The sequence below is a fragment of the Paenibacillus sp. 598K genome, assembly GCF_003851045.1.
Classification (GTDB): domain Bacteria; phylum Bacillota; class Bacilli; order Paenibacillales; family Paenibacillaceae; genus Paenibacillus_D.
The window spans coordinates 1-14,139 of the sequence record NZ_BFBX01000066.1 but is presented as its reverse complement, the minus strand read 5'-3'; the positions used below and the strand labels follow the sequence as shown (position 1 = coordinate 14,139).

Annotated in this window: 6 protein-coding genes; 4 read left to right on the top strand and 2 right to left on the bottom strand. The window is 53.9% G+C overall.

Going from position 1 to position 14,139, the window contains the following annotated elements; all coding sequences use genetic code 11:
- Positions 1-168: 168 nt before the first annotated feature.
- The 4 genes from PA598K_RS19240 (at position 169) to PA598K_RS19225 (ending at position 11,111) form a co-directional block, all read left to right on the top strand.
- Complete coding sequence (locus PA598K_RS19240) at positions 169-7,146, top strand: InlB B-repeat-containing protein (protein ID WP_128658523.1); 6,978 nt, start codon at positions 169-171, stop codon at positions 7,144-7,146.
- Between the two features lie 108 nt (positions 7,147-7,254).
- Positions 7,255-8,142: a hypothetical protein gene (locus tag PA598K_RS19235; RefSeq protein WP_128658522.1), complete on the top strand. Its 888-nt coding sequence runs from the start codon at positions 7,255-7,257 to the stop codon at positions 8,140-8,142.
- A 55-nt stretch (positions 8,143-8,197) separates the two neighbouring features.
- Positions 8,198-10,222: a right-handed parallel beta-helix repeat-containing protein gene (locus tag PA598K_RS19230; protein ID WP_185602100.1), complete on the top strand. Its 2,025-nt coding sequence runs from the start codon at positions 8,198-8,200 to the stop codon at positions 10,220-10,222.
- Positions 10,223-10,406: 184 nt separating this feature from the next.
- Positions 10,407-11,111 (top strand): hypothetical protein, encoded by a 705-nt coding sequence (locus tag PA598K_RS19225; RefSeq protein ID WP_128658520.1) that lies wholly within the window; start codon positions 10,407-10,409, stop codon positions 11,109-11,111.
- 347 nt (positions 11,112-11,458) lie between these two features.
- On the opposite strand, the gene PA598K_RS19220 is transcribed toward PA598K_RS19225, so the two are convergent.
- Together PA598K_RS19220 and PA598K_RS19215 are read right to left on the bottom strand one after the other, a co-directional pair.
- The gene (locus tag PA598K_RS19220) at positions 11,459-13,033 is read right to left on the bottom strand and encodes an ABC-F family ATP-binding cassette domain-containing protein (protein ID WP_128658519.1); all 1,575 of its coding nucleotides are present in this window, start codon (positions 13,031-13,033) and stop codon (positions 11,459-11,461) included.
- Between the two features lie 90 nt (positions 13,034-13,123).
- Positions 13,124-14,086 (bottom strand): effector binding domain-containing protein, encoded by a 963-nt coding sequence (locus PA598K_RS19215; protein ID WP_185602099.1) that lies wholly within the window; start codon positions 14,084-14,086, stop codon positions 13,124-13,126.
- Positions 14,087-14,139 lie beyond the last annotated feature (53 nt).

Sequence of the window (14,139 nt, the reverse complement as noted above, 5' to 3'; positions counted from 1 at the left end):
CCGTTTCACCACGCTTCAGGGCCACCCTTATCGGGCGGCCCTTTTCCGTTTTTCTCCAATTGTTCAGATTCTGTCGAGGTCCGTCGATTATACTATCCGGGAATGTCGTTTGTAGGTTAAAAGGCCTAATGCAAGAACAGAGTTAACATTATAAGAGGAGGAAAATTGGTGAAGTTGAAAAACAGAAAGATGAACCGCATTTGCGTGTGGCTGCTGATCGCCGCCATGCTGAGCGGGATGCTGCCCGCGTACGGGTGGGCGGCGCCTAGCCCCCCAATGCACGGCCTGAACAACTACGTCGTGGAGTTAAGCTCAGATCCATCGACGTCCGCACGGCCTGCCAGCTTAGGCACTGCGAATGACGACGGCCGTATTTGGACAGACAAATCGGTGTCCGTAAACGGAACAGATTTTGACGTCACCCTGTCGGCATTAGCCCAGGAATACATTCGCACGTCTACCGGCGTTGTGCGGGCACAGGCCGCCGCGGACGTAGCGATGGTATTGGATATGTCGCAGAGTATGACGAAAGAGCGTATTGCCAGTATGAAGGATGCCGTAAATAAAGGCATCGATCTTATTATGGCCGCCAATCCGAGAAATCGGATCGGTATCTATTACTATGGTCTTGCTACTAATGGCAACTACGGGACCTTGTTCCCGCTGGCCTCCTATTCTACCCCTGATACTGGCAATAGCGCCACCGTTACGGACCGCTATATCACCAGCAACAATCAGACCATCACCAAGAAGGCAGGTGTGACCCAGAAATCGTTGGACGGAACAACGAGCACCACAACCGCCCAAACGATAAATACCTCGGGCGGTACGGCCACTCAAATGGGGCTTTATACAGCGATCAATGCTCTAAAAGCTGACATTACAACCCGTCAACCAAGCAGCCAAGACACGGAACGGGTACCCTATGTCCTGCTCCTCACCGATGGTGAAGCCAACAATGCCTATACGAACTGGTATAACAGTCCACCAGACGGAGACACACGAGCGGGCAGCGGTGCGAGCGGTACGGCTGAGATTGCGGCGCTGACCATCCTGAGTGCGGCAAAGCTAAAGGATGAGCTGAAGACAGCATACAGCTCGCATAGCGGCGGCAAGGATGTCGTATGGTTTAATGTGGCCTTTGGTCTCGCCGAAGGCAACAATCTGGCCACGGCTCTTTTGAAGCCAAGTACACTGGAATCTGCCTCGACAGGTGCTCTTTCCAATGTACGCACCCAACTTAACACCCTTACAAACAACGCACCGAACGGCAATAATAAGTATGGTATCGGGGGTACGCCAGGCTACCTCTATGCCACCGATTATATTTATTTTATCGGCTCTAATGAACTGACCAAGGTGGACCAGGCGCTTGGCGACCTGGCAGCTTTGGTAGAGGCAGCTACCAAGGAGAAAATTATCCCGTTCGAACAGACCAATGCTGCTGGTGAACCGCTAAATCTTGTCCTCACTGATGTGTTAGGGGAAGGGATGAAGCTAAAAACAGCCCCTACCATGGGCACTTTGACAGGAACAGTAAAAACTGAACCCGAATCCGAATCCGGAGCAGTGACCACCTATGAGTTTGCGGGCATGGACACGACGGTCGAGTACAATAATGACACACGGGAAATGAAATGGATCATTCGTCCCGATGAAGTGCCGCTGATTATGTTCAGCGATCGTCAAAATCCTACACCGGGCCAGTATTCCAATGCCAATCTTCCCCCGCTGCAACTTACCTATACGGTGGGATTATCAGCTCCCTACAATTCTGGTACGGTCTACAGTAACGCCTATCTGGACAACAAAGCAACGGCAACTGCGCGCTTTATACCAAATGTAGATAATCTTTATTATTATGAAAACATTAGCGTGAGTAATAATGTAATCTCAAGCACACCAAAAGTTATCAGCGGCAACACATTGGCACCCAAAGCGAAAAGCAGTAACATCAGTAACACTGCTGCCGAGGTATACGCCAATGAATGGCTTGGCGATATTCATGGTACGTTTGTCACCAAGCTAGGCAACAACGGCAAGCTTGCTCCAAAACTGAAGATTGAGATCGCCCCGGCATCCAGTTCGGTGCCTGCAGGCGAAAAAATCGTCTATCATATGACGGTTACCAATCTGACTGGCAACCCGATTACGAATGTCATCGTGAACGATGACTTACCCGCCGAGCTTACATTTGTGAATGGCAGTATCACAGAAGACGGCGTTGCTAAAGGCACCGCAACATTCCCTTATACGATCAGCTCTGTGCCTGCAAAAGGTCAGACGGTATTGACCTATGAGGCTACAGTGCCGTCTGGCGCAACCGCAGGAACCCAATACTTCAACGGGGCCACCATCACATCGGTTAGCGGCACAGGATTAACTACGCCGGCCGCCGCGACCAGCGATGAGGTGACCGTTACGGATACATTCACACCAAGCGTGACCTTGAAGCTCGACGGAGCGAGCTATCCGGGTCAAACAGTGGAGCTGTGGAAAGACGGCGCAAGCCGATACGATCTTCCAGAAAATGGCGGTGTCCATTCGTCTAGCGGCGTGACGCCCGGGACTTATGACATCTATGTCAACGATGTAAACACTGGCGTACAGCTTTCGAATACGAACGCAAACATAGAAATCAATTTTTACAGCGTGGCCTTCTATGATGGAACACAGAAATATGATGTTCCTGCCGCACAGACGATTCTTGCTGGCGGACAGGCAACCTTGCCGACAGCCCCGACGAAGGAAGGATATACCTTTAACATCTGGGTAACCACGGACGGAGGCAGCACGGCATTTGACTTCCAGACGGCGATCACAGCAACTACGGACCTCTACGCCACATGGACGCCAAACGCTAACACAGCGTACACGGTTAACCATCATCAAGCAGCCATCGACGGCGGGTATACCGCAGCTCCTACAGTTGAGAACCTGAGCGGTACGACTGGAGAGCTCACCAACGCCGAGGCGAAAGCCTATGAAGGCTTCACTGCCAATCAGTTCTCGCAGGCAACGATTGCCGCAGACGGCAGCACGGTCATAGATATCTATTATGACAGAATCCAGTACGACATCAGCTTCGTCATCGACTCTACTAAGGGTACGACGACAGGCCCTACCGAGAAGCAAGTAGTCTATGGAGCCACGCCGACGGCGCCGAGCATCACCGAGCAGCCAGGGTTCGAATTCATCGGCTGGGATAAGACCATCGCACCTGTAACCGGCGATGAGACGTATACGGCACAGTTCGAATTGACCGACTACCCGATCACCTACGATCTGGACGGCGGCAGCGAGGCCAACGTCAATCCCGATACCTATACGGTAGACAGCGAACTGACGTTGAACAACCCGACGAAAGTAGGTTACACCTTCGCTGGCTGGACAGGCACGGATCTGACCGAACCGACAATGACGGTCACCATCCCTACGGGCTCTACTGGTGCAAGAAGCTATACCGCAAGCTGGACTCCAAGCACTGGTACAGCGTATACGGTTAACCATCATCAGGCGGCCATCGACGGCAGTTATACCGCAGCCCCTGCAGTTGAGAACCTGAGCGGCACGACTGGTGAATTGACTAATGCAGAGGCGAAAGCCTATGAAGGCTTCACTGCCAAGCAGTTCTCGCAGGCAACGATTGCCGCAGACGGCAGCACGGTCATAGATATCTATTATGACAGAATCCAGTACGACATCAGCTTTGTCATCGACTCTACTAAGGGGACGACGACAGACCCTACCGAGAAGCAGGTAGTCTATGGAGCCACGCCGACGGCGCCGAGCATTACGGATATTCCAGGGTATGAGTTCACCGGCTGGGATAAGACCATCGTACCTGTAACCGGCGATGAGACGTATACGGCACAGTTCGAATTGACCGACTTCGCGATCACCTATGATCTCGACAGAGGCAGCGTGGCCAACGCTAATCCCGATACCTACACGATAGCCAGCGCAGATCTGACGCTGAACAACCCGACTAGAGCGGGCTACATCTTCGCCGGCTGGACGGGCACGGAGCTCACTGAGCCGACGACGACGGTCACCATCGCTACGGGTTCGACAGGTAATCGCAGCTTCACAGCGACATGGACACCGAACACCAACACAGCGTACACGGTTAACCATCATCAGGCAGATATCAACGGCACGTATACCGCAGCTCCTGTGGTTGAGAGCCTGAGCGGCACGACTGGTGAGCTGACTAATGCAGAGGCGAAGACCTATGACGGCTTCACTGCCAAGCAGTTCTCGCAGGCAGCGATTGCCGCAGACGGCAGCACGGTCATAGATATCTATTATGACAGAAACCAGTATGACATCAGCTTCGTCATCGACCCGACTAAGGGAACGACGACAGGCGTTACCGAGACCCAAGTTGTCTACGGAGCCACGCCAACGGCGCCGGTCATTACCGAGCAGCCAGGGTATGAATTTACCGGCTGGGATAAGACCATCGTGCCTGTAACCGGCGATGAGACGTATACGGCACAGTTCAAATTGATCGACTTCGCGATCACCTACAATCTGAATGGGGGCAGCGTGATCGACGCCAATCCTGCCACCTACACGGTAACAAGCGCAGACCTGACGCTGAACAATCCGACGAGAGTGGGCTACACCTTCGCCGGCTGGACGGGCACGGAGTTGACTGAGCCGACGACGACGGTCACTATCACTACAGGCTCTACCGGTAATCGCAGCTACACAGCGACATGGACAGCCCTGACTTCTATCGTGACGTTGGACGACAACGGCGGCAGTGGCGGCAGCGGCAGCGTAACGACAACCTACGATCAGCCGATGCCAGCTGCAACAACGCCGAGTCGGGATGGATATACATTCCTCGGATATTATGACCAGACCAGCAACGATGCTACGAAGTATTACAATGATGACATGAGCAGTGCGAAAGACTGGGACAAGACCGATGAATCCGTCACGCTCTATGCCGTGTGGACGGAGATCGATCATGTGACGATTCAATATGCCGTCAACCATGCGAACTATGGCACAGTGAGTCCGACCTATGAATCATTGAATCCCGAGAGTGGTACGGCAACGGGCTCTGTAGCAACGGCCAACCCGGGCTATCGCTTCGTTGAATGGCAGGACGCAACCGGCGCAACGGTCAGCACGAGTGTCAGCTTTGTTCCGCAAAAGGAGGATTCGGGCCTGTACGCGGCAGCGACCTATACCGCTGTCTTCGCAGCCGAGCCCTACACGATTACGTATGAGCTTGACGCGTGGACGAGCGATCCATCGAATCCGGTAACCTATACCGTGGAGACGGAAGACTTTACCTTGATTAACCCGACCAAACCAGGCTATACCTTTGCGGGATGGACAGGGACAGGACTGTCCGAGCCAACGCTGACTGTAACGATAGCAAAAGGCTCGACAGGCGATCGCCATTACACCGCCACTTGGCAAGCCGAACCATCGACCGGGAATTATATCGTCATTGGCACCGTCATCGACGATAGTACGCCTCCTGTGAATCTTCAGGGAGCCACCGTTCAGATTGTGAAGGGCAACACCCAATACGGGGAAACGGCGACTACCGATACCAATGGCCGCTTTACGATCCATGATGTACCGGGAGGTACGTATAACCTGAAGATCACGCTAGGCGAGAAGACAGCCATTATTGCGGTGGTCATCGGGGGAGAGCAGCAGGTCGTGGATCTTGGCAACGTCATCTTCCCGTACAATGCCAGCAGCGCCTTGAAGCTGCAAGGCAGTGGCACGCCGCCTATCGTCATCGATAATCTGCACCCGGAATCCGTAGATTACCTGTTCAACGAGTACAACAATACAGGGTTCACCCGGGTTGAAATGATCATCGAGAAAGTCAATGAAGCGACGAACGATGTCGATATCGCACAAGCGATCAGACAAATCAGCACGAGCGCGCGGAATAATAATACGACCATCGGGCTCTATCTGGACATGATTATCGAAAAGTTCTATCGCTTAACTGAAACGGTGAACTGGGATTCCGAAGGGCTTATCGAAAAAACAAACGGGCTCATCAAAGTGATGATTCCGATCCCTACGGAGCTGCAAGGCAAGTCGAGCTATACCGTTTATCGCTATCACGGAAATGCGGTGAATGTGATTCGCACGACTCCGAATACGGATGGAGAATATCTCACTCTGGATTCGTCCAATTGGACGCTAACCTTGTATGTGAAGAACTTCTCCGTCTATGGTATCGCTTATCCTAACCCAAGCACGCCTCCACAAACGCAGTACCCGCCATACGTTGGCCAACCTACTGCGTTCACGGTCACCTTTGACGTGGATGGAGGCACGCAAGCACCAACAACGCAATCGGTTGCCAGCGGAGAGCGGTTGACGAAGCCGGCAGATCCGGTCAGAGCCGGTTACACGTTTGAAGGCTGGTACAAGGCGGATGGCACGGCGTGGAATTTTGACACCGACAAAGTAAGCGCCAATCTGACCTTGACTGCAAAATGGAAACCGGCTCTCGACAAGGACAATCATTTTGCTTACATGCAAGGCTATCCTGACTTGACCTTCGGTCCACAGAAGAATATGACAAGAGCAGAAGTTACAGTCATGTTCGCACGACTGCTGGTCGAGAAGATGGACGTCGACAGACGCTATCCATCCCGCTTCACTGATGTGGAGTCTACGAGATGGTATGCCGATGCGATCGGGTATATGGAACAATACGGCATCATTACGGGCTACGCTGACGGCACCTTTAAGCCGGATGCACAGATTACCCGTGCAGAGTTTGCAGCCATTGCCTCTCGCTTCGATAAGCTAGTCGCAGGCGAGTCTGGCATGTTCTCCGATGTCCCAGCTGATTACTGGGCAACAGAGTACATCTCCTCTGCTGCTGCCAAAGGGTGGATCCAAGGCTATCCAGACGGAACCTTCAAGCCTGGCAACGCCATCAGCCGTGCTGAAGTCGTAAGCCTGGTCAATCGTATGCTGGAGCGAGTTGCGGATAAAGGCTATGTAGACAGCCATACCGCTACCCTCAATCAATATACGGATCTGATCAAGACGCACTGGGCGTACTACGATATTATGGAAGCTACCAACAGCCATGATTACGAAAAGTCCGAAGGCAGTGAAACCTGGATCAGCCATAAGAAGTAAGAGAGAATGACGCATAGGAAAAACGGACGAGGGGAAGCGAATCGCTTCCCTTCTTTCGTTTGAGTGGTAAAATGTAGGTAAGAAATTTTCCTCGGGAGGGCAACTCCAATGAGCGATGCTGCAGAGGGTCAGCAGAAGTACGAGCAGCCACAAGATAGCGAGGCGCTGCCACTGTTCTCGACCACAGATAGGAACGGACGGATGACGATGCTCCGACCGGGACGTCGCGTCGGACGTGCGGCTCCGCTGATGCCGTGGCTGCTCACAGCCGGCGCACTGTGGTCGCTGACAGGCGCCGTGCCGTTCGGCGCCCTGCTCGGTATGGCGCCGACAGCGACGATCAACAGGCTCCTTGGGCATCCCGTCACAGTGGGCGTCGCTGTTTTGCTGCTTTTGGTCGCGATCAGTACGACCGGCACATTGTACTCGCGAGCGATGGAACAGTTTGGGCAGACCCGAGTGGCTGGCCGGTTGGCGGCATTATCGGTTACAGGAGGCCTCGCAGCAGGCGCGGGAGCCCTCCTGTTGTGGATGCTGACAAGCGACCCGTCGCGACCCTTTGACCTTGAGGCCATCGCGACATCGCCGACGATTCCGCGAGAGCTCGGCGCCGTCGTTGGAGCTTGCTTGGCCCTCTGGGCTGCCATCACGCTGCTGCGGCTGCCCGGCTCTATCGCCCATGCCCGGCAGCGTCAGGCTGACATCGCGCGGCTGCGCGTGGAGGGCTTGTCGTACGCCGGAACGTTGACCGCTGTCACCTTCACCCACTCTTGGATGCGTAATGACCCCCTGTTCAAGGTTGAGGTGAGTTATACGTTTGACGGCGCTCCGCGTGTCGTCTCGGCACACATGCGTACCAGCGCCGAACGCGTTCCCCTCGTCGGGTCGCGAATGATCGTGCTGACCGACGGTCGCGGAGTCACCCACGTGGAGCTGGACCTGGCGAGTGGGGCGACATTCGAGCCGAATGTGGAGAAGTACGCCCCATCGGAATAATAATTTTGCATACCTGTTGAAGCACACTTCTAAGGCGGGAAGAGGGATAATTGTTATGGAATATCATGTATCTGTCCATGGGAATGATCAGCACAAAGGAACGGCGGATCAACCCCTTCGCACGATATCGCGCGCTGCGGCTCAGGCCATGGCTGGCGATACCGTTATTGTGCATGCCGGCGTCTATAGGGAATGGGTGAACCCGGCGAATGGAGGAACCGCAGAGCATAGGATCGTCTATCGATCCGCAGGAGACGGGGAAGTCGTCATCACCGGAGCGGAACGGATCACCGACTGGCAGTCTGAAGGTGACCAGGTTTGGAGCACCGAGGTGCTCAATAGCCTGTTTTCCGTTCGTAACCCCTTTGAAGTCGAGCTGAGTGGAGACTGGTTGTTCGACGGGCCTTTCCCGATTCATCTCGGGGATGTCTATCTGGATGGCAAGTCTTTGTACGAATGCGAGAGCGTAGAAAAGGTTCATAAGCCGGAGGCTTGGCCCCAAGCCAAATATCCCGAGGATTCGCTGTTAACGTGGTATGCCGAGGTGGGTTCGACGACGACCAAAATCTGGGCCAACTTTGGCGGGAAAGATCCGCGCAAGGAAAATGTAGAAATCAATGTCCGTCCTTATTGCTTCTGGCCCGAGAAGCCGGGACGCGACTATATTACCGTCAGTGGCTTCACCCTATGTCAAGCCTCTCCTCAATGGGCACCGCCTACGGACTACCAGGAGGGCTTGATCGGTCCGCACTGGAGCAAGGGGTGGATCATTGAGGACAATGTCATCCGCGAATCCAAATGCGTCGGCATTAGCCTGGGCACCGAGATCGGTACCGGTCACACCCCATCCTCGGGGAAGCATAGCAAAGGCGGCACGCAACGCGAGCAGGAGGTTATTCTAAGCGCCTTACGCGCCGGTTGGCATAAGGATCGGATCGGCAGTCACATCGTTCGCGGCAACGTCATCCATGATTGCGAGCAAGCTGGGATAGTAGGTCATATGGGAGCCGCCTTCAGCCACATCTATCAGAACCGGATCTACAACATTCACCACAAACGGCTCAGACACGGGGCCGAAGTAGCGGGCATCAAGCTGCATGCCGCGCTGGATACGCAGATCCATGACAATATCATCTATAGCTGTTACCGTTCGCTATGGCTGGACTGGCAGGCGCAGGGTACCCGCATCAGCCGCAATGTCTTTTTTGACAACCTGTCTGAGGACCTCTTCGTCGAGGTGTGCCACGGTCCGTATATGGTCGATCATAATCTGTTCCTCTCGCCCATGAATTTCAGGAATATGGCGCAAGGCGGTGCCTTTGCTCATAATTTATTTGCCGGGCGATTTGTCGTTCGTTCGGAGATTACCCGGATTACGCCGTATCACTTCCCGCACGAGACAGCCATGGCAGGGTACTCCAATATTACTGGCGGCGATGACCGATATTACAACAATATCTTCCTGGGGGATCATAGCGGGTCTGTGGAGCCTGTTCCGATTACCTTCTTTGAGCATCTTCCGCTGAAGCCGAGAGATACCGTCGGAGCGGACGGGAAGACGGTCATGGATGGCGTGCCGGACGATTCCGTGTGCTATCTGCATGCTGTCGGACTGGGCGGCTACGATCAACATCCGGACGTCAAGGATAAGAGATGGTGGGAATATACCCACGAGGAGCTTATGGCGCTTGGCGATGCCGCCAAGGATTTCTTTATCGGCAATGCCGTTCTCCCGGTAGCGATGGGCGGCAATGTCTATCTTAACGATGCAGCGCCAAGTCGACATGAATCCCATGCGAGGGTCTATACGGAGCAGGGCATAACCATTGCGATTGATCCCGCGCAAGGCAAGGTGCGGATTAAGGTCGAAGCACCCGAGCTGCTGCGGGGAGCCTCCGCCATGAGGGTGACGACCGACCTGCTCGGGAAGACGTATCACGCCGACATGAACTATGAGGAGCCGGACAGCACGCCGTATCAGTTGGACACCGACTTTTTCGGAAGCAAGCGACCGGATGCCGCTGTCACGCCTGGCCCGTTTGAATTGAGCGATAAGGGTACGCTTGATTTTGAGATTTAGTCGATAAGGGGAAGCGAGGCGAGCAGCTTCCCCTACCTCCAACAGCTTGGCTCATAGCCTTTGATACCAATGAAGCACAGCCCTCGGCGGAGGGCTGTTTGTGATTTGTTATGCGTCTAACCTATCTCACCGCAACATTTGGGGAATACTTTTCGTTTGAAGATGGAAAGGGGAGGGATATTCCTTGCGAACATCAATTCGTCGTCTGTCGCTGCTGTCCTTGTTGTCGGTTGCGCTGCTTGCGTCCGGGTTTGGGGTCATGCGAGCGCCGACCGCCCATGCGCTGTCTTGCGTGGGATTCACTGTGGAGGAAGCCTATGAACGTTATGAAGCCGTTATTGTCGGTCAAGTGGATGCCATAGAACCGTTTGGCAACAAGGGAGAACTCAATCAAGCCGAGGTCACCGTACTTCGCAGCTTCAAAACGATTGAAGACCGGCAATTGTCCGTGCTGGAAAGCGCCACCTGGGGCGCTGGCTTTGCCCCGAGCGAGGTGGGCGGGCAATACTTGATGTATCTGAACAAGACGGCCGATGGTTGGGAGCAGCCGCTCTGTTCACCCGGCATGCAGATCGAACACAAAGCGGAAGACCTGAAGTGGCTCGAGGACAAGGAGATTCCGCTCAAACCGTTGAATGCGAGCGACGATGTTCCTGATTCCGACCTGGAAGCGCCCGTTGAAGGCAGTGGCGTAGACACTGGGGAGAACTCGCCGCAAGAGCGAGTGACGGCTGCGACGGTAGCTGCCGATGGCATGTCCAAGTTGGCAACCGTAGAAAGCAATAGTTCGCGCGTCATTTGGACCATCTTGTTTAGCATCAGCGCCGTACTCGCGGGTGCCGCCGTGTGGATGTACGCTGCACGCAACCGGAAAGGCAAAATAAAATAAGAGCGCTCCAAGCAAAAACGACTTCGACGTCCTAAGCGCATGCTTACGAAGCTAGTTTTGCTTCGCAAAACTCTGAGTCGTAAGGAGCTTTGTCGGAGAATTGTAAGCAGATATACGGGTGAAACGTATAGATTCTTAGAATTCAAGGTGAAACGGCTACGCTGGCCTTTGGTGGCGTCATAAGTTTCATTCCGGAGAAATACAAGTCAATGTAGATAGAAGCATCATATACTTTCTTGTATTTTAAAAAAGACACTGAGATTTTAATCATCAGTGTCTTTTTGGGGATGCGTTCCCGCGACCCTAATTCACAGCAACTTCATTAGCTCTTTGGGCTCATGCCGCTTCTATAAACTCTGCTCCGTCACGCCTGTTAACGGATCGAAGGTTAACATCTTCGTGCCGATCTTATCGATGAAGAAGCGATCATGGCTGACCGTAATAACGGCGCCGGGAAAATGGATGAGCGCTTGCTCCATAACCTGAATGCTCGTGAGGTCCAGATGGTTGGTAGGCTCGTCCAGGACGATCACCGCCGCTCCCGATAGCAGGCACTTGGCAAGCGCCACCCGAGCCTTCTGCCCGCCGGACAGATTGCCAATCATTTTGCTCAGATCCGCTTCCGAGAATTGCAGCATAGCCAGGAATTTGGCCACCTTTTTGCGCGGGGCGTCCAGCCCCAGTCCATACGTGTTCACCGCGTGACTGACAGTATCCTTGGGATCGAGTTCCTCCCACATCCGGTTAAAGTAAGCGTAGCTAACGCCCTTCTCCCAGATCACCTCTCCGGACTCCGGCTTCTCCGCCCCGGTAAGGATCTTGATGAGCGTGGACTTCCCGCTTCCGTTCGGTCCCGTGATCACCAAGCGATCCTCCTTCTGAATATCAAAGCTGACGTCCTCGAAGATCTGTCTGCCTTCATAGGTCTGCCCGATCTTCTTCACTTCGCACAGCTTGTCTGAGAAGCGCAGCCGTTCGTAAATATCGGTAATCAGCACGTTGACGGGATGCGGCTCGATCCGCTTCTTGTTGTCCGCCAGCTTCCGCGAAAGACGGTCCTTTGACACGGACTTCCGGCTCGCACGGTCGTCGATCGCCTCGGACTCCATGAGCAGCAGTTGTTCCTCCCATTCGAACTGGCGGTCCAGCTCCTTCTTGCGCATCTTCTTCTTACGGACGTACTCGGTGTAGTTGCCATCATATTGCTGGAAGTGGTAATTTTCGATCTCGATCGTCCGCGTGACGACCTTGTCGATGAATTGCCGGTCATGCGATACCAAAATCATGGCTCCCTTGAACCGATACAACCACTGCTCCAGCCAAGTGATGCCTTCGATGTCCAAGTAATTGGTAGGCTCGTCGAGCAGCACGACATCGGGCAGCTCAATGAGCATCTTCGCAAGCGCCGCGCGGTTACGCCAGCCCCCGGACAACTCATCGATCGGCTGATTGCGAGACCTGTCGTTGAAGCCTAGCTTCGTGAGCACGGTATTAATTTCGACGGATACGTTCCAGCCATCGAGATGATCCATTTGCTCGAATAGTTCAGCCTGCCTCGCTAGCAGCTGCTCCATCTCGTTATCGTCTGTACCCAAACCCAGCTGATCTCCAACCGCTTGCAGCTCTCGTTCGATCCCGGCCACCTGCTCGAAGCATAGCTCCAGTTCTTGCTGGACGGACAGGCTTCCGCTTAGTTCCGAGAATTGCGAGAAGTAGCCGATTTTCACCTGAGGATCGATCTCAACTCTGCCGGACGTTGGCTCTTCTTTGCCCATGATGAGCTTGAACACCGTCGACTTGCCTGCACCGTTCCGTCCGATGAGGCCGATCCGTTCCCCTGGCATCACTCGAAAATAAATATCGCGGAAGATCATGGACTCTCCATACTTCTTCGTGACGTTCTCCAACCGTATTACGCTCATGGCTCTCACCCTTCTAATTACACGCTAGAGTGATTATACCATAAGGGCCACCCTATTCAGGATGGCCCTTGTATGCGTCTCGATGTTCCGTTAGCTTTTCACGGCGATGGGATAGTACAGATCCAACTGGAACGTCTCATTCACAATCATATCCCCGTTGAACAAAAAATGCTCCTCCAGCCACTGATGCGCCCCGGGTTGATAATTGCTGCTCTGAACCCACTCGTTGAGCCGCTTCCAGGCCACCGGGATATCGAGTCCGTACAGACTGGATACGGCATATAAGCCGCCCTCTACCTGCTTGATCCGCACCTCGCCCGATGGTTCCGCATCCTCTGGCACCGTAGCCCACATCTCGTAGCCATGCTCGCCTTGCTCTCCCGGGCTGTTGAATCCGAAGTACCGGGTCGCCGGGCTCTGGTCCAGCTCGTTGTCCTTCACCCAGGCATACAACACGTTCCACGCTTCATCCTCCGGTTGTTGTCCAGCAGTCGTCTGATAATAAGCGACCTTCATCGGCTTGAGCTCGAGATATCGAACCTGATCATCCGCCAGCTTAACCGTTTGCTCCATATCGTTCGAAGCCTCCATTTCCGTGTTCATCTCGTCCTCACTATTACCTTCAGCAACCTCTAGAGAGATTGCTTGCGCAGCGTCCAATAACAGGCGAATCGACTCGGCTCCGGCATGGCTCTGGGGCTGCCCTGCCGCTTGCATTACGTCCACATATCGCTGGAGGAGTTGCTGCAAAGACTGCATCATGCCGAGCTCTCGCTGTACCTCCTTGAGCTTGCGACCGAACACACGGGTCGTCGTGGACCTGTCTTCAGACAACAGCACCTCTGCGATGTCCTTGACCGAGAAGCTTAATTGCTTCAATAGCAGGATCAGCTCCAGTCTTGTCAGCATCTCCGGACTATAGAGCCGTTTGGACGTATTGGGCTCCCTGCTGCTTGCGAGTAAGCCGATCTCCTCGTAGTACCTTAACGTTCGACTTGATATCCCATATCTGGCTGACACATCTCCGATTTTACTCAGCTGAGTGGTGATCATTGTTTCTCCTCTCCTTGTCGATTTGAAGTCCTTCATGATTATGCCCATTCCTT

Coding starts and splice junctions, on each gene's coding strand:
- PA598K_RS19235 (WP_128658522.1), top strand. CDS start 7,255: ATGAGCGATGCTGCAGAGGGTCAGCAGAAGTACGAGCAGCCACAAGAT.
- PA598K_RS19230 (WP_185602100.1), top strand. CDS start 8,198: ATGGAATATCATGTATCTGTCCATGGGAATGATCAGCACAAAGGAACG.
- PA598K_RS19220 (WP_128658519.1), bottom strand. CDS start 13,033: ATGAGCGTAATACGGTTGGAGAACGTCACGAAGAAGTATGGAGAGTCC.
- PA598K_RS19215 (WP_185602099.1), bottom strand. CDS start 14,086: ATGATCACCACTCAGCTGAGTAAAATCGGAGATGTGTCAGCCAGATAT.